The 17,720-nt window shown below is 35.6% G+C and carries 15 protein-coding genes and 1 pseudogene; 12 read left to right on the forward strand and 4 right to left on the reverse strand.

From position 1 onward, the window contains the following. Positions 1 to 110: 110 nt before the first annotated feature. The 5 genes and pseudogenes from porK (at position 111) to DI487_RS10025 (ending at position 5,863) form a co-directional block, all read left to right on the forward strand. Positions 111 to 1,498: pseudogene (gene porK / locus DI487_RS10005) on the forward strand (type IX secretion system lipoprotein PorK/GldK). A gap of 62 nt (positions 1,499 to 1,560) precedes the next feature. Then, entirely contained in the window at positions 1,561 to 2,193 is a 633-nt protein-coding gene (gene porL / locus DI487_RS10010; RefSeq protein ID WP_109569514.1) for a type IX secretion system motor protein PorL/GldL, read from the forward strand. Positions 2,194 to 2,257: 64 nt separating this feature from the next. After that, positions 2,258 to 3,811, forward strand: a complete 1,554-nt coding sequence (gene porM, locus DI487_RS10015) for a type IX secretion system motor protein PorM/GldM (protein ID WP_109569515.1) — start codon at positions 2,258 to 2,260, stop codon at positions 3,809 to 3,811. A 37-nt stretch (positions 3,812 to 3,848) separates the two neighbouring features. Continuing rightward, a complete protein-coding gene (gene porN / locus DI487_RS10020; RefSeq protein ID WP_109569516.1) occupies positions 3,849 to 4,742 on the forward strand; it encodes a type IX secretion system ring subunit PorN/GldN in 894 nt (297 codons plus the stop codon). Positions 4,743 to 4,780: 38 nt separating this feature from the next. Continuing rightward, positions 4,781 to 5,863 carry an NAD(P)/FAD-dependent oxidoreductase gene (locus DI487_RS10025; protein WP_317046211.1) on the forward strand — a complete coding sequence of 361 codons (1,083 nt, stop codon included), beginning with the start codon at positions 4,781 to 4,783 and terminating at the stop codon, positions 5,861 to 5,863. Here the strand turns inward: DI487_RS10025 and DI487_RS10030 are convergent. Next, on the reverse strand, positions 5,853 to 6,260 hold the full coding sequence (locus DI487_RS10030) for a DUF983 domain-containing protein (protein WP_109569517.1): 408 nt from the start codon (positions 6,258 to 6,260) through the stop codon (positions 5,853 to 5,855). The two genes, DI487_RS10025 and DI487_RS10030, sit on opposite strands and share 11 nt — an antisense overlap. 70 nt (positions 6,261 to 6,330) lie before the next feature. Between DI487_RS10030 and DI487_RS10035 the strand changes: the two genes are divergently transcribed. Further along, positions 6,331 to 8,250 carry an ABC-F family ATP-binding cassette domain-containing protein gene (locus DI487_RS10035; RefSeq protein ID WP_109569518.1) on the forward strand — a complete coding sequence of 640 codons (1,920 nt, stop codon included), beginning with the start codon at positions 6,331 to 6,333 and terminating at the stop codon, positions 8,248 to 8,250. 6 nt (positions 8,251 to 8,256) lie between these two features. On the opposite strand, the gene DI487_RS10040 is transcribed toward DI487_RS10035, so the two are convergent. Then, positions 8,257 to 9,402, reverse strand: coding sequence for a GNAT family N-acetyltransferase (locus tag DI487_RS10040; protein WP_109570660.1), 1,146 nt, complete (start codon positions 9,400 to 9,402; stop codon positions 8,257 to 8,259). Positions 9,403 to 9,429: 27 nt separating this feature from the next. After that, entirely contained in the window at positions 9,430 to 9,906 is a 477-nt protein-coding gene (locus DI487_RS10045) for a DUF1761 domain-containing protein (protein WP_109569519.1), read from the reverse strand. Between the two features lie 242 nt (positions 9,907 to 10,148). Between DI487_RS10045 and DI487_RS10050 the strand changes: the two genes are divergently transcribed. The 6 genes from DI487_RS10050 (at position 10,149) to DI487_RS10075 (ending at position 13,990) form a co-directional block, all read left to right on the forward strand. Beyond that, positions 10,149 to 10,604: a hypothetical protein gene (locus tag DI487_RS10050; protein WP_218925767.1), complete on the forward strand. Its 456-nt coding sequence runs from the start codon at positions 10,149 to 10,151 to the stop codon at positions 10,602 to 10,604. A gap of 11 nt (positions 10,605 to 10,615) precedes the next feature. After that, on the forward strand, positions 10,616 to 10,927 hold the full coding sequence (locus tag DI487_RS10055) for a hypothetical protein (protein ID WP_109569521.1): 312 nt from the start codon (positions 10,616 to 10,618) through the stop codon (positions 10,925 to 10,927). A 75-nt stretch (positions 10,928 to 11,002) separates the two neighbouring features. Next, a complete protein-coding gene (locus DI487_RS10060; protein WP_109569522.1) occupies positions 11,003 to 11,587 on the forward strand; it encodes a hypothetical protein in 585 nt (194 codons plus the stop codon). A 112-nt stretch (positions 11,588 to 11,699) separates the two neighbouring features. Beyond that, a complete protein-coding gene (locus DI487_RS10065; RefSeq protein ID WP_109569523.1) occupies positions 11,700 to 12,461 on the forward strand; it encodes a sensor histidine kinase in 762 nt (253 codons plus the stop codon). A 3-nt stretch (positions 12,462 to 12,464) separates the two neighbouring features. Beyond that, positions 12,465 to 13,127 carry a response regulator transcription factor gene (locus tag DI487_RS10070; RefSeq protein ID WP_109569524.1) on the forward strand — a complete coding sequence of 221 codons (663 nt, stop codon included), beginning with the start codon at positions 12,465 to 12,467 and terminating at the stop codon, positions 13,125 to 13,127. Beyond that, positions 13,127 to 13,990: a hypothetical protein gene (locus tag DI487_RS10075; protein ID WP_109569525.1), complete on the forward strand. Its 864-nt coding sequence runs from the start codon at positions 13,127 to 13,129 to the stop codon at positions 13,988 to 13,990. The genes DI487_RS10070 and DI487_RS10075 overlap by 1 nt, the downstream gene beginning before the upstream one ends. Here the strand turns inward: DI487_RS10075 and DI487_RS10080 are convergent. After that, positions 13,973 to 17,710, reverse strand: coding sequence for a metallophosphoesterase (locus DI487_RS10080; RefSeq protein WP_109569526.1), 3,738 nt, complete (start codon positions 17,708 to 17,710; stop codon positions 13,973 to 13,975). The genes DI487_RS10075 and DI487_RS10080 overlap by 18 nt on opposite strands. Between the last annotated feature and the right edge of the window lie 10 nt (positions 17,711 to 17,720).

A 17,720-nucleotide genomic window follows, 5' to 3' on the forward strand; every position in this document is an offset into this window, starting at 1 on the left:
ATGGCATTTAAGATTTTTTTAAGGTTTTTTTCGAAAAATATTGTTTTTTTCAAAATTATTGAATAGGTTTACGCCCTTAAAAAGTAAAAATATTTTTAACCCAAATTTATATGAAGAAGTTAGTTGCATTTTCAGCAATCTTGTCATTGTTTATCAGCTGTGGTAAGGGCGATAGAGGTGAATTAGTTGGTGCAAAAAGTAAAAAATGGCATCCTGAAAAACCATACGGAATGACTTTAGTTCCTGGCGGAGCTTTTATTATGGGTAAATCAGACGATGATTTAGCCAATATACAAGACGCTCCGACAAAGACTGTAACTGTTCGTTCGTTTTACATGGATGAAACTGAGATTACAAATGCAGAGTATCGTCAATTTGTTAGTTGGGTAAAAGACTCTATTATTAGAACAAGACTTGCTATTCTTGCAGACGAAGTAGGTGGTGGTTCTGGTGACGGAGGAAACGGAAAAGCGACAGGTAGTATCGGAGACTATGCTTTTGCCGATGCGAATGTGGAAGAAATGTCGCCTTACGATAAGTATATGTATGAGAATTACTATAGCTTAGGAACAGACGATGATATGTATGCGGGTAGAAAATTGAATCATAAAGCGAAATTGATCGACGATCCTCAAAAATATCCGGATGAGTATTATGTTGAAGTTATGGATTCTATGTACTTACCAGAATCAGAATCGTATAACGGATTAAAAACAATTGATGTTTCTAAATTACAGTTCAGATATAAAGAAGTAGATTGGAATAAAGCGGTTAAAAAGAAAGGAAGAAAAGGTTTGTATAGCGAAAATCCTCCGATCGAGATTTATCCTGATACTACAGTTTGGATTAAAGATTTTGCTTATTCTTATAATGAGCCTATGCATAATGATTATTTCTGGCATGCTGCTTACGATGAATATCCTGTAGTAGGAGTGTCATGGAATCAGGCAAAAGCATTTTGTGCATGGAGAACTTTATATAAAAATTCATACATCAAAAAGAAAAAAGGAAGAGATCAGGTTAACTCTTTCCGTTTGCCAACAGAGGCAGAATGGGAATATGCTGCCAGAGGTGGTGTAGAGTCAGGAACTTTCCCTTGGGGTGGTCCTTATGCTAAAAATGACAGAGGTTGTTTTATGGCTAACTTCAAGCCGAATAGAGGGATTATGCTGCTGACGGTGCATTGTATACTGTTGAGGCTAAATCTTACGAGCCAAACGACTTCAACTTGTACAATATGGCAGGTAACGTTGCAGAATGGACGCAATCTTCTTACGACCCGGGATCTTATGAGTTTGTATCTACAATGAATCCGAATGTTCCGGATCAAAAAAATCAGAGAAAAGTTGTTAGAGGAGGTTCTTGGAAAGATGTTGGATACTTCTTGCAAGTAGGTACTCGTGACTTTGAATATGCAGATTCTGCTCGTAGTTACATCGGTTTCAGAACGGTTCAGGATTACATGGGTACGGCAGCAACGGGAACAAGACCAAAATAATAAACACTAATATTTAACCAATTTTAATTATAATTAACTTAACTAACTAAAAATTATTTATTATGGCAATTTTAAGTAAAAAAGCAATGGGATTCCTTTACGGAATGGGAGCGGCAGTAGTAATCGTTGGAGCGTTGTTCAAATTGATGCACTGGCCTGGTGCTGGACCTATGCTTATTGTAGGGTTGTTAACTGAGGCGTTCATCTTCGCTTTATCAGCTTTCGAGCCTGTAGAAAAAGAATTAGACTGGTCTTTAGTTTATCCTGAATTGGCAGGTGGACAACCAAAAGAAAAAGGGAAAAAAGCTGAAAATCCAGCTGAAGCACAAGGATTATTGTCTCAAAAATTAGACAGCTTATTAAAAGATGCTAAAATTGACGGAGCTTTAATGGAAAGCTTAGGAAACAGTATCAAAAACTTTGAAGGTGCAGCTAAAAATATTGCTCCTACTGTTGATGCAATCGCTTCTCAAAAGAAATATGCTGATGAGATGGTAAGTGCTGCTAAAAACTTAGAAACTTTAAATAGTTTATATCAATCTCAATTAGACAGTGCACAGAAAAATGCTGCTGCTAATGAAGAAATCGCTGAAAATGCTGCTAAATTAAAAGAGCAAATGCAATCAATGACTTCTAATATTGCTTCATTGAATGCTGTTTACGGAGGTATGCTTTCTGCTATGAGTAATAGATAATTTTTTAAGATTATCATTTATTCAACTTAATTTATAACAATCAAAAAGACAAAATTATTAAGAAATGGCAGGAGGAAAATTAACCCCTAGACAGAAGATGATTAACCTGATGTACTTGGTTTTCATCGCGATGCTAGCTTTAAATATGTCGAAAGAGGTTTTGACCGCTTTCGGTTTGATGAATGAAAAATTTGATACAGCTAACGTTAACCAAAAAGATTATAACTCTAAGTTATTAGGAGCTTTAGATACTAAAGCGAGTGATGACCCTACTCGTTTCGGTGAATCAAAAAGAAAAGCAGATCAAATTGCTAAAGTTTCAAATGAATTTTATGATTTCTTAGGAAAAACTAAAGCTTCAATCGAAGCTGGTTTTGAAAAAGAAGAAGATGGAAAATTACCTTATGAAGCTATGGATAAGTCTACAATTGATGAACTATGGTTCTCTGGTGACGGATATTCAGCTGAAGGTAAGAAAATTATTGATGCTTTTGACAAATATAGAAACGGAATTAAATCTGTTTTAGGTGAAGGCGCTACTTATCAGCCTATTGTTAAAGAATTGGAAACTAAATTTAACACAAGTGATGTTAAAGATGGTGAAGGAGTAAACAAAAAATATTTGGATTATCACTTCAAAGGATTCCCTGCAATTGCAACAATCGCTAAATTAAGTGCTTTACAAAATGATGTTAAAACATTAGAAGCAGGTGTTTATAATGTATTTATGGGTAATACTTTAAAAGAAGCAGCTTCTTTTAAAAACTATAATGCAATTGTAATTCCTGAAAAATCTGCTTTTTTCGCTGGTGAGCAATTTAAAGGTAAAGTTGTTTTAGGTCGTTACGACAAATCAACTGTTCCTACTAAAGTTGTAGTTAACGGTGGAGAAGTTGACTTGGCTAATTCATTACAAGACGGTCAGGTTATGTTAGGGTTCAATGCAGGAAATGTTGGTGAGCATGATATTACTGGTAAATTCACATTCATGGAAGAAGGAAAACCGGTTGATATCGATATTAAAGGAAACTATGTAGTAGTTCCTAAACCGAATTCAGCTACAATTTCTGCTGACAAAATGAATGTTGTTTACCGTGGTGTTGTTAACCCGATGACTATTTCATTTGCAGGTATCTCTGACGATAAAGTTTCAGCTAGTGCACCTGGTTTATCTAAAGGTTCTAAAGTTGGGCAATATAATATGAGTCCAGGACAAGGTAGAGAAGTTACAATCAATGTTACTGGTAAATTACCTGACGGACAAGGGGTTTCTGATAAGAAAACATTCAGAATTAAAGATATTCCTGCTCCTCAAGGTAAAATCAGAAGAGAAGTTGCAGCTAAAGGTCCTAAATCAAGTTTAGAGGTATCAACTGTTACAGCTGAATTGGATGACTTTGATTTTGAATTGAATGTTAATGTTGTTGGGTTCAATATTAAAGTTCCGGGACAACCTACAATCGTTGTTTCAGGAAACAAAATGGACGGAAGAGCAAAAGCGGCTATTTCAAAAGCTAGTAGAGGTGATGTAATTATCATTTCTGAAATTAAAACAAAATTACAAGGAAGTTCAATCATGTTGAAGAAAACTGCACCTTGTACATTTGAAATACAATAATTTTAAGTTTATAGTTTAAACTCTAAAAGGAAATAAAATGAATTGGAGAAAAGTTATTTTAGTTGCAGCATTAGGTTTAAGTTCTACTTTAACATTTGCGCAATCTAATTTATTAAATGCAAAGACTCCTGACCAAATCGGGAAGAAAACAGAAGCTGAATTAGTAGCTGATAATGATAAGCCACTACCTTACGGATACGTAATGGATAGAGATGTATTGATGGGTAAGAGAATTTGGGAGATTATTGACCTTGATGAAAGAGTGAATTTTCCTTATTACTTTCCTGTTGAAGGTGAAATCATGAAAACAAAGGAAAGACAACCTTTGTACAATGTCTTGATTAATGCTATTAAAGACGGTAAAATCACTGAAGTCTATGACTCAAGTTATTTTACGGATAAAAAATCATTAAAAGATATTGAGGCTTCTTTAGTATATATAGATACTACTGATGCCGGTCGTGAATATTTTAATGCCGGTGAAGCTATTCCTGAAGAGTTCATTACAAAAACTCAGATCGAAGCTTACCACGTAGACTCTTATAAAGTTGTTGGTTACTGGTATTTTGATAAACGTCAAGGAGAATTAAAATACCGTATGTTAGGTATTTGTCCGGTTGTTCCTGATGTTTATACAATGAATAACGACGAAAAAGATTATATCGAATTATTCTGGGTTTATTTCCCGGCAGTAAGAGATATTTTGCATGAAGCAAAAGCATTTAATGACAGAAACTCTGCAATGCCTTTCTCTTTTGATCACTTGTTGAATGCAAGACGTTTTAGTTCGGTTATTTACTTAGAAGAGAACGTTTATGGTGATCGTGAAATTAAAGATTACATGCAGGAAAATGCTCAGATGCAATTGTTAGAAGCGGACAGAATCAAAGAAAAGATCCGAGATTTCGAACAAGATATGTGGAATTATTAATATAATTTTTCTCCAATTTAATTTTAAAACTCCTATCTATGATGGGAGTTTTTTATTTTTGTAGTATGGTAGATTATTTAATTGTAGGTTCGGGATTAGCCGGTGTTTGTTTTGCTGAATTTGCGTTGCAAAACGGTAAAACTATTTTAGTTTTTGAGAATGATTCGCAGCCTTCTTCAATGGTAGCCGGAGGCTTGTATAATCCTGTTGTTTTGAAGCGTTTTAGCGAGATATGGAAGGCTCAGGAACAATTGGATATAGCTTCAGTATTTTACCCGAGATTAGAGCAAAAACTGGGTGTTACTTTTGATTTTCCGATGCCTATTTTAAGGAAATTCGCTTCTATTGAAGAGCAAAATAATTGGTTTGTAGCTGCCGATAAACCTAAATTGTCAGCCTTTTTGAATCCTAAGGTATTGCATTATGATTATAATTATTGTCCGGCACCTTATGGCTTCGGAGAGGTATTGCATTCGGGTTATTTAGATATTCAGAAAATGGTGTTGAGCTACAGAGAATATTTAAAGGAAAGAGAATTTTTGGTAAACGATTCCTTTGCATACGACAGCCTAGAAATAAATAATGAATTTGTTTCTTATAAAGAGTATAAAGCTAAACATATTGTTTTTGCTGAAGGTTTCGGTTTACATCAGAACCCTTATTTTAATGATTTGCCATTAGATGGTACAAAAGGTGAGTTGCTACATATAAAAGCGCCGGAGTTACAACTAAAAGAAATTATTAAATCGGGCGTCTTTATTTTGCCTGTTGGGAATGAAATCTATAAAGTGGGAGCAACCTACAACTGGAGTGATAAAACGAATTTACCGACAAAAGAAGGCAAAGAAGAGCTGTTGGAAAAGTTAAATGAACTGATTACCTGTGAATATGAAGTAGTGGAACATTTAGCTGGGGTTCGCCCGACGGTTAAAGATAGAAGACCGCTGGTGGGAACACATTACCAATATAATAACGTGCATCTGTTGAATGGTCTTGGTACACGAGGAGTAATGCTAGGACCTTTCTTAGCTCAGAGTTTACTCCGACATATTGAAGAAGGACTCCCTTTGGATAAGGAAATTAACATTGAAAGGTATTATAAAAAAAGAGCTAAATCTTAGCTCTTTTTTCGTTTAGATGTTTTTTCCAGTCTTTATCATAATTGATAAAAAAGTTGATCCATATACTTCTTGAAAGCCTCATGATTACCGGCATAAAAACAACCAATGTTCCTATGATGGCGATAAAAGCTGTTTTCAGGTTTGTTCCGATAAAAACATAAGAAATAATGAATGCAGCCACACTAAAAGCAATTCCCAAAGCATAACTCACATACATGGCACCATAAAAAAATGAAGGCTCAATTTGATATTTTGTATGGCAGTGACTGCAAGTTTCATGCATTTTATATATCTTGCTGATATGATAAGGATTGGGATCCTCATACATACTCTCTTCGTTGCATTTAGGACAAGTTCCTGTTAAAATGCTATAGAGTTTCGATCCTTTTTTTAACATTTGCAAAAAATTTATACAAAGATACTACAACTTGTATGCATATCTGTAACAATTGTAACAAAAAATAACAATGCTGAATATACATAATTTATCGGTTTCATTTGGAGGTACTTACCTTTTTGAAGAAGTGACTTTTCGTTTAGGTTCAGGAGACCGGGTGGGACTCGTAGGGAAGAACGGTGCAGGAAAATCAACCATGTTGAAGATTTTATCCGGTGATATGAAACCCGATTCCGGAACAATTGCCACTGAAAAAGAAGTCAAGATAGGTTTCTTACGTCAGGATATAGATTTTGAAAGAGGGCGCACGGTTCTTCAAGAGGCTTATCAGGCATTTGAAGAGATTATAAGGGCAGAATTACGCATTGATGACATCAACCATCAGTTGGCTAACAGAACGGACTATGAAAGCGAAATATATCATAATTTGATTGATGAGTTAAGTGAAGTAACGCATCAATACGAAATATTAGGAGGGTATCATTACAAAGGTGAAACCGAGAAAGTACTATTGGGCTTAGGGTTCAAAAGAGAAGAATTCAATAATCCTACCGAGTCTTTTTCCGGCGGATGGCGAATGCGTATTGAACTGGCAAAGCTCTTGTTGCAAAGTAATGATGTTTTACTGCTGGATGAGCCGACCAACCACCTGGATATTGAAAGTATCATCTGGTTGGAGAGTTTCTTAAAGAATTTTCCGGGAGTGGTTGTTATTGTTTCCCATGATAAGATGTTTCTGGATAATGTGACCAACAGAACGATAGAGATATCATTGGGTAAAATTTATGATTATAATAAGCCGTATTCAAAATATCTGATAGCCCGAAAAGAACAACGGGAAATCCAATTGGCAGCATCTAAAAATCAAGCAAAGAAAATTGAAGAAACAGAAAAACTGATAGAAAAGTTCAGATACAAAGCTTCTAAGGCATCCATGGCGCAATCATTGATCAAAAAACTGGAAAAGGTTGAGCGAATTGAAGTGGATGAAGACGATAATTCAGTGATGTCGATCACTTTTCCGATCTCGGTTACTCCCGGTAAGGTAGTAGTAGAAGCGGAACATGTTTCTAAAGCTTTCGGTGATAAAAAAGTGCTTTCGGATATTTCTCTCTTAGTAGAACGCGGAAATAAAATTGCTTTTGTCGGTCAAAACGGTCAGGGAAAATCAACTTTTATAAAAGCTATTGTTGATGAATTTCCTTATGAAGGAACGATAAAGTTGGGGCACAATGTACAATTGGGGTATTTTGCTCAAAATCAGGCAGAATATTTAGATGGCGAAAAAACACTATTGGACACGATGTTGGATGCTGCAAATGATGCAAATCGTTCTAAAGTCAGAGATATGTTAGGTGCTTTTTTGTTCAGAGGAGACGATGTTGAGAAAAAGGTAAAAGTACTGTCGGGAGGAGAACGCAATCGTTTAGCACTTTGTAAATTGCTTTTACGGCCTATTAATGTGTTGTTGATGGATGAGCCTACCAACCATTTAGATATTAAGTCTAAGAATGTTTTGAAAGCAGCTTTACGCGATTTTGAAGGTACATTGTTAATTGTTTCGCACGATCGTGATTTTTTACAAGGATTGACCAATACAGTTTATGAATTTAAAGACCAGAAAATAAAAGAATATTTGGGAGATATCAATTTCTTTTTAGAGCAGCGAAACGCCCAGAATATGCGTGAAATTGAAAAAAGTGATGAAGCTGTTTCTTCCGCAAAACAGACAGTGCAACAAGAAAAGAAAAGTCTTTCTTATGAAGAGCAAAAGAAACAAAAATCATTGCAGAACAAATTGAGCAAAATTGAAAGCCAGATCAATCAGCTTGAAAAAGCAATTCAAAAAGATGATGAAGAGCTAGCCGTGAACTATGAAAAATTGATGCAGGATAGTTCCTTTTTTGCTGCATACGAACAGAAAAAGAAAGATTTAGACCAATTGATGGAAAACTGGGAAATGGTTCAAATGGAGATCGATGCTATCTAAAACGGGTTATTTAAAAGGATGTCGTTCTTGCCACGAAACGTCTGGTTCAAGTCGAGTAAACAAGGGTTCAATAAAACGATTGATTAGTGAATTGGTGTGAAAAATAAATCCGGACATTTTAATGGCTTGAGCTCCTATGGAACTTTTGATCTCTAATGCCGTTCGTCCGAAAATGATTTTCTTAAAGCCGTTTTCAATTCCGAATTCGGTCATGTTATAAAGCATGTTCAAGTATAAAAGTTTCTCTTTCTGGATTTTTTCGTCATACCCCAGAAAGTACGTTTCTAAAGTTTCATCATTCAGCAATAATGAATGAAAACCAATCAGAACTCCGTCTTTATAATAGCCACAGATTCTGAAGCGGTTGCCGCATTGTTTTTTAAAAGTGGAAAAATGATTCTCAGCTAAAAAGAACGTATTGAACGGTGCATTTAAAGCAACGTAATGATACAATTCATACAGTCGGTCTTCTTCTGCTAAAACATCTTCTAAAGAAAGCTCTTTTATAGTGATTCCTTCAAATTTCTTTCGGGCTCTTTTATATTGATCCCGGTATTTTTTGATAAGGGCACTGGTGTAATCATTCATGCTTTTCCAGTTTGGATGTATCATGAGAACCATATTGGGTTGCGCTGAAAATTCATAGATGGATCTAAAATCGTGTTTTTTTAACTCTGACGAACAGTCATTGTAAAAATCTTTAAAACTGACCAGATGTATCTTAATCCCTTTTTCTTTAAAATAGGTGATTAAGGCTTCAGCACATTCAACCATTAAACGGCTGATTTCTTGAAAACCGATTGTTTTGTTAAAGGTATATCCGTTTTGTCCGGTAATCATATTGTTGCCTAAGAAAAGGACATGAGAGGCGAAATTTTTAAAAACAAAATTCCGAATACTGGTTTTTAAGCAATGATCCCGTTCTCCGAAAGACTCCAGTTTATTTAGGTCTAAATACTGGGCTAATGCCGTTCCTATTAGTGTTTCTTTTTCAAAAATACCAATAAAGAAACACTCCATATTTACAGGTGCTGATTCTTGCAGGACCTGTAAATAAGGAGTTTGTAAAAAATGATTATAATGCGAAACTTGATCCCAATTTTCTGGTAGATCGTTTACATTCTGAAATATAGTAAAAGTGATATTTTTCAAATTGAAATGTACTGATAAGTGAACCAATTAGTGCCAGCCGCAGATAATGGCTCCCATTATAGTAAGAGAAACGATCCAATAACCACTTGTAATTAAGATGTATTTCCATGATTTTTGTTCAAACAAGCTGTTAACTGCCGTAATCGGGAGTACAAAAAATAAGCCTAAAATAAAGCCATGTAATGCACCGTGTTTGAAGGAAAGAAAACGTTCTCCGTGAACTTGCATGAAGGCAAGGTAAGCTTCATCAGTAACATTTCCTCCTGAAGCTTGCAAAGCACCGATCTGGTGGATGACAAATGTGGGTAACATGAAAGCGATCATGATCGAAAAAAGCAATGTAAGTCCGAAGATCTTGATCATGTTGCCTTGTTTCGCTTTTTCTTCCGTTATACCGGATTCCTGCATCCAGATAGTTCCGAAAACTTTAGGATTATACCAAATAAAACCCACTACAAAGGTAGAAAGTGCTGCTACAATTACAGCAATAGGATTGAATAACATAAGCGTTTAGTTTTTGGTTAGTAAACCAAAGGTAATGAAAAAAAGAAAATGAATGACAAAGTGGCAAATAGTGCTTTTTGACGAAGAAATACCGAATATTAGGTATAAAAATACCCAAAACTAAGTATTGTCCGTATTAGTGGGAGCAGGTAACTTTGGAAAAGACAAAATGGAATAATGAGGTTAATTTGGTAGGGGTATTTAGTTAATTAAATTTTTCATTTTGAAAGCAAGTTAAAAAAGTGATGAGCAACATAGTGAAACTCTTACGATTCAGGTTAAGCTATCCGAAAATTGTATTATCGATTTTCGGGCAGGCTCATTACTTTTTAATTGCTATTTTTCTTTTTAAGCACGATCTGATAGATGAATTAGATAGTCCGCTTCTTTTGGATTTCGATTTTTATTTCATATTATTGTTAAGCGTTTTATTTTCTATAACATGGTTTTTAATGAATATTAGTTTAACGACAGTGCTGTTATTTTTATCTCACGACAAAAAGTACGAAGATGGTTCTGCTATTTTTATTAATACCATGTTTTATTCTATAGCATATTTGACAATTTCTTTGGTTCTTAACTATTTTATGGGGTTAGGGTTTAAACATTTTGTTGTTTTGGCTTATTCTTTTTTGGCGCTAAAAATCGTGTGGAATGTGCTAAAAGGAAAATTTAAAATTACTAATAACAAATCTTAAATAATTAAACTATGGCTATTAATCCAAATTGTGGGGAAGTTATCTCCATTGATGCAGCAAAGAAATTAATTAATGCATTCAAAGTGAAGTATCCGAATGAAATTCAATGTTCGTTCGTAGGAATTGAAAAGGTAAATTTGATATTAAATCAGGAAGGATGTATGGGAATTCGTCTTTATAATGGTTATGATGAAGATCTGGAACGATTTTCTCCCGTTTTAATCGGAGTGGACGCAGAAGGTAATGATATGACGGCTGTAATTATTGATAGAACAGCACCATGTCCACCGGATTGTGATACTAATAGTTTATTAAATAATTAGAGTTTCGTTTTGTCGCCATTAAATATTCTAGCTAATATCTCTTATGTATTTGGAGTATCTTTATTACTCACTTATATGTATAATCATAAAAAGGTAAACCGGGAAACGGTTTACCTTTTACCGTTTTTAGTATTAACATTTGCAGTTAGTATTTTTGACCCTCTGAATCAAAAATATTTCAGGATTTCTACAACTATATGGTATCGTTTTTATTGTCTTATTGAATTTTTTACTGTTTTATATTTTTATTATAAATTATTGGATAATAAAAAGATAGCGTATTTTTTCGGTATTTTGTATTTTTTGGTTTATGCTTATCTGCTCAAAGACTTTTCTTTTGATCAAAAGGTATATGACGATATGCCAATTAATATGATAATGGTATTGATGGTGGTAACATTGAGCGTTCAATGGTTTGTAGAGGTCTTTAAGAAAATGGACGAATCTCCTTTGTATGATCGCCCGGTATTTTATTATATTTCAGTCTTTCTGGTTTTCTATTGCGGAACTTTTTTGGTCCTCTTAATGGCTGATTATTTACGACAGGAAAAATTAGGTATCACCAGTTTTTGGGTGATTATTGCGTTATTGAATGTTATAACAAAAATTGTCTTACTTGTGGTTATTTTAAAATCGCGCTCGAAAAAAACACTAAAGTGAGTTGAAAATTTAGCAACTTTTGTAATTTTGATGCCTAAATAAGAGTCAAATGATACAATATTTGCCCGAATAGCGGCTAATATGAGCATTGTTCTGATTAAAAGATGTATAGGTGGATTATTCAAGTCAAGTTGGGAGTTTAATCATAATAGGAACCGGACTAATTGTAATTCTGGTTTTTGTTCTATTGTTTTTGGCCGTTTTTTACCAGACGAATTTACTAAAGATAAAGAGAAAAGAAGCTGAGTTGCTTTTGAAAACCTCTTTGGAAAGTGAAAAAAAAGAGCGCCAACGTATAGCTGCGGATATTCATGATGGAGTTTCCGGTGATTTAAACGCAGTACGGAACTTTATTGCTATTTTACTCCGAACAGAAACAGATGATGGAAAAAAGCAAATGTTCTCTGAGATTAAAGGAGGAGTAGAAGCTGCATTAGAGAATACACGTTTGGTCTCTTATAAATTGATGCCGCCTTTACTGGAAAAAGCCGGCTTTCAGCCTGCATTTAAAGATTATCTCGATCGTATTAATACCAGTGCAGAAGCCATTTTTACTTTAACCGATAACGGTTCAGGATATCAGATACCTGCAGAGCAAGCGTATGAATTGTTCAGAATACTTCAGGAGTTTACTTCTAATATGATGAAATACGGAAAGGTAACGTCTTGTTCTTTTATTTTCAGCGATTCGCCGGAACACTATCAAATCGAGATACAGGACAATGGTATTCCTTTTAATTTCAAAGAGCAATATGCTATATCTAAAGGAGCCGGATTGAAAAATATCAGCTCACGAATTAAAGTTATTGAAGCAGATTTTGAACAAATTCCCGTAGAAAAGGGGAATAAATTTGTAATTTCGGTAAAAAAATAAGAAATGCGTATTGCTATTGTTGACGATCATCAACTATTTCGAAAAAGCTTAGCCTATCTGGTAGATTCCTTTCAGGATGTGGATGTTGTTTTGCAAGCAGGCAATGGAAAGGAATTTTTAGAACAAATAGATTCCGTACCGATCGATTTGGTTCTACTGGATATACAAATGCCGGAGCTCGATGGCTTTCAGACTTGTAAAGTGCTACGGAAAGAATATCCGGATATGTTCATTCTGATCATATCCCAATTAACAACTAAGGAAAGTGTTCACAAAGTTATGGAACTGGGCGCCCACGGATTTTTTACTAAAAATTCAGATCCTAATCAGTTGGAACAGGCTATAAATAGTATAAAGGAAAAAGGATATTATTTCGGAAATGAGCTGGGAACTGTTTTGCGTGAGGCTCTTTTATGGGAAAAGAAAGCCAACCAATCTACGACACATTATGAAGATGCGATACAGCTTACATCCAGAGAAATAGAAATCATAAAATTAGCATCCCGGGAATTGAGCAGTAAAGAGATGGGAAAAATATTGAATATAGCCTCAACTACAGTTGATACACACCGCAAACATATTATCGGGAAAACCAATTCTAAAAATATTGTAGGAGCCGTTATTTATGCGTTAAAGCGAAATTTAATTCAGTTAGATGATATCTGATGATTAATAAAACATATATTTTTTTTCTTTTTCTGAGTTTTGGCTGTTGTTTTTTAGGATCATGTCAAAAAGAACCGACAACTTTGGAAACAGTGGCTTCATTTCCTAAAGAATTAAAAGAATTATCCGGAATAATAGAGATAGAAAATAAGCTCTATTTGGTAGAAGATAGCAATAATGAAGCCGTTATCTGGGTATTTCATACTGACGGAACGCTCTCCGGAAAGATAGAAGTGAAAGGATTTGAGAACAGAGACTGGGAAGCTTTAACAAGAGATGAGGAAGGAAATCTTTACATTGGCGATTTTGGTAACAATGACAGTGATCGGAAAGACCTCCGGATTTTAAAGATCAATAAAAAAGAGTTGAACCGGAATGAAGTAGTACCAAGTCAGGTCACAACATTCAACTACCCGGAACAAAAACATTTTCCTCCAAAAAAAAAGAAGAAAAGCTTTGATGCAGAAGCATTTATCGTAAAAGGAGATGTTTTCTGGCTTTTTACTAAAAACAAGAATGGCATTTCTCATGTCTATCAAATTCCTAACCGACCGGGAAATTTTAAGGCTATCTTAACGGATACATTGGCACTATCGGTGAAAGACAAACCGGTTATGGTTACAGATGCGGCATTCAATACAAGAACACAGACATTGGTTCTATTAGGGCATTCAGTGCTTTTTACAATGCAGTTAAAAACAGACCGATTTCCGTCTGAAGCTGTTACTTCGACTGTAAAACTAAATACTTCACAAAAAGAAGGCATTTGTTTCGGAAGCAACGAAACCCTTTTTATGGTTGATGAACGTGTGAAAAAGAAAGGCGGGAATTTGTATCGGTTAAAACTAAAAGCCGAACCCTAAACCAAAGGCAATTCTGTTGCCGTCTTCACTATTGAAAAAGGTCAATCGGGCTGTAACAGCATCTAATCCGCTCAACCAAACACCACCTCCCAACGATTGATGCCATTTATCTGAATCTTCGCCGTCTAGCCAAACCCTTCCGTAATCATATCCGGCTAAGATACCATATTGCATCGGGACGATACTTTTAATGCGACCAATGTTCCAGCGGAGATCTGAACTCTGGAAATAAGCAGCATCACCCAGAAAACGTTGATTCCTGAAACCTCTCAGATCATAATCACCGCCCAAAGTAGCTCCTTGATAAAATTCATAGGTATTGTTGAATATTTTTTTAACCTTTAATAAAGTCGCCAAAACTACTTTTTTATCAGCGGTTAGTTTATGGCTGAATCCAAGATGACTTTCAAGGTACGTGAAGTTTCGTTTGATGTCTGACAAATTAGTTTTCCATTCCGTTGAAAAGGCAAACGTAATGCCTAATCCTGGGTTCGCTTTACTATCATAATTTTCAAAGGCATATTTAAAGCCTGCTCCGGCAAATTGTTGGTATTCAAAAACCCTCGGGTTTATCTCTGTAGAAACATTGATGAAACGATCGGTTATACCTTCTACTTCAATGTTTTCTATGAATGGCGTAAAACTTATTTCGTTTCCTGTCTTTTCTATCCGTTTAAAGCTTGGAGCTATTTTGAAGGTTTGGATCTTAACGCGATTATAGTTCATACCAAAGATGTCGTCAAAGTTTTTGGTTTCGTTTCCGTAACCGAAATAATTAATGCTGAAATTTGGTGTCGTATAATGGGCATTAATTTCAACGTTCCAGTTTCCTAAAAGCTGAGTAAAGATGCTGTTATAGAATAGCTCAAATCCTTCTGTTGCAAAATAGTAGTTTCCTTTGAATGAGTGTTTTGAAGTGAAAGGATCTGTTTTGAATCCTTGATACGTGTAAGATAACCCTACTCCCAGTTTAATACCGTCATCAGGGTTGTATCCTATAGAAGGCAAGCCCATAAAAGCACTATATTTTGAAGTTTTTTTATAATGGTATTCATTTAGGTCATAATCATCTTTAAAATGAACGGTGGCATTCCCGGAATTAAGTAAAGTGTTGTTCTTTGATCTGTAATCATAGATCACTACTTTTTTACCGTTCTCAATATCATAAGTGTCATTATTCTGTCCGCCGATCAGGCGAATCTTTATCGGATGTTTTTCCGTTCCGTTTACTTTAAAAATATCGTCATCATCTAAACCGTAAATCCAGATTTCACAGGTTTCTGAGGCAGAATAAGTTCTGCTGAACTCTTTTTCTATTCCTGTTTTTTTGATACGGTTGATCGTTACCTTCGTTTGTTCATTAGGTAAACGTTCAATAATGAATTCATCTTTTTTATCGGTTCCGGTTAAAATGATCCGTTTGTGCAAGAAGTGATAATATTTTTCGGCATAAGCTGCTAGTTTATCGCGTCTCAACTTCAGTTTTGCAATAATTTCCTGAGTAGTGCCGTCATGATTAATTTCTTTTGGCAGTTGTTCAAAAGTACTATCAATTACCTTATCAGTAAGGTGATCGGCAATAAATTGAGCTTCCTTTTTCCAGTCTTCTGCATCTGCTTTTCGGATAAAGGCTATGTCCAGATTGTGTCCTGCAAAGTTAAACCATTTTTCATCTGGGAAACGGCTCTTAAAATCACTGATATGCCGGGCAGCCGGAATCTTGAGAATCAGGCTTAGCAAGTTACCGTCGACCTTTACAAAAGCCTGGTCCCTGTCTCTGGGAATAGGTTTAAAGAGTACCTGATCTTCGGTTTTATAAACAGACCAGCGCCATTGATCGGCATGTCTGTCCCAATCACCGATCAACATATCAAATAGACGGGCTCTTATAAAAGAAGATTCATCTACCTGATATTTTTCATCTTTTCGGATCTTTTCTAATACATCAGTCGTACTGATAATGTCATCCGGTTTACCAAAGCTCTTTTCGTCACGATGCTCCTCTGTCGGGCGTTCCTCAACCAGATACAAGGTATTGCCATAGGTTTCATTGTACTGTTTTAGTGCTTTTTGTTTCGGAATATAGAACAGTCTCGGATTGGTGTGAAATACACCTACAGCATCTGCCAGATCACCGATAATAAAAGGGGTAAAAGGATGTGCTGTAGTATAAAAGTCAAAAATAAAACGTTCGGTAATCGTGTTTTTGAATTCCTGTTCCACATTCTGATCCTTAAAAGCAACAGTCTGTAAAAAGCGAGTAGCACTTTTTTGCAGTGCTCTCATAACATATTCTTTGCCGGTAGTTGTATCTTTTAACCGGAGTGACATTGATTGGTGTCCCCCTCCGGCAATATCCGTTTCCAGTCCGCCGTATAATGTGTCCAGAGAAGCAACAGGAGCTTCAACGGCTAATCCGTAATATTCCCTGAAATGATGTCCCCATAAGAAAGAGTAGAACTTACTTTTTTCGGTCCATTCTTTAGGGTAAATTGAGGCAGAAACGGTTGGTGGTAAAGGATTTGAATCTGTAAAAGCGGTTTCATCTTTACTGTTTGGTTCCATAATTTTCAGAGCGATCAATTCTTGCAGATCGGTATTATCCGTTCCGTAAAAGCGATTAATCACAGTACCGTCCTGATAAACCTTCATGATGGCAAAACCATTTCCGCCATACGTAAAATCATCTTTTCCTGTTGCCTTTGCCGCTTCTTTTTTTGAACCGGCACCGCTGATGATTTGTTTGATACCTTCCTTCTCAATGTATTGCAGGTTATGATCGTGACCGGAAACGACTATAATATTGTCTAAGTTTTGGATCATAGGTTTAAGCCTTTTAATAAAGGCAGCATATTGTTTGTTTTGAAGATCCTGCGGACTGGCTCCTGTGGTTTTTCGCAATAGATTAATAAAAGAACCTATAACAGGCAAAGGAATCGCGTTGCTTATCGGGAAAAAGTGCTTACGAAAGGAATATTGTCCGCCATGAGCACCGTTGCTAAACAGCGGATGATGGATAGCCAGAATGATCGTTTTATTCTGATTTTTGTTGATCTGGCTGTGTAACTCGTCAAAGAATTCTTCTCGGTTTTTAATCTCACAATCGTCATTCATTTTCGGATGTTGGTTCCAGTCTTCTAAATACCATTCACTGTCAACAACGATTAAGGCTAGATTATCAGTAACGGAAACAGTTGCTATAGGGCAGCCGTCTTTGGGAAGAAAAGCCTTTTTGGAGTCAAAGTATCGTTGAACCATTTTAGCTTCGTCATGAAGCCCTTCTAAGCCGCTATACCAATCGTGATTTCCGGGAATAAAGATAGTTTTTCCCTTAAAGTTTTGGGTAATGTCTAGTTGGCGTTGTAATTTTTCTTCAGCCAATGCCCTGGCTTTATCTTTCTTATCAGGCAAACCTTTAGGATAAATATTGTCACCCAGAAAAATAAGAGTGCTGTTCTTGGAAGCCGTTTCCAATTGGTTTTTTAACAAACGCAAAGTTATTGCGCCTTCCGGCTCGTCGGCATTTCCGGCATCACCAATTAAAAAAAAGGTATGGGCGACAGTTAATGTGTCTTCCGATAGACTAAAATCATAGTTTTTAACGTTCTTACCTTCGGAAACGCCCATTGTAGCACAAGAACTTAAGAGGAAACATGACGTAAGGACGTAAAAAACGTGTTTTAAAAAGGTTTTATTATTTGAAAACGCAATGATTTTCATAAATTTATAT

This window comes from Flavobacterium sediminis, from assembly GCF_003148385.1.
Taxonomy (GTDB): Bacteria; Bacteroidota; Bacteroidia; order Flavobacteriales; family Flavobacteriaceae; genus Flavobacterium; species Flavobacterium sediminis.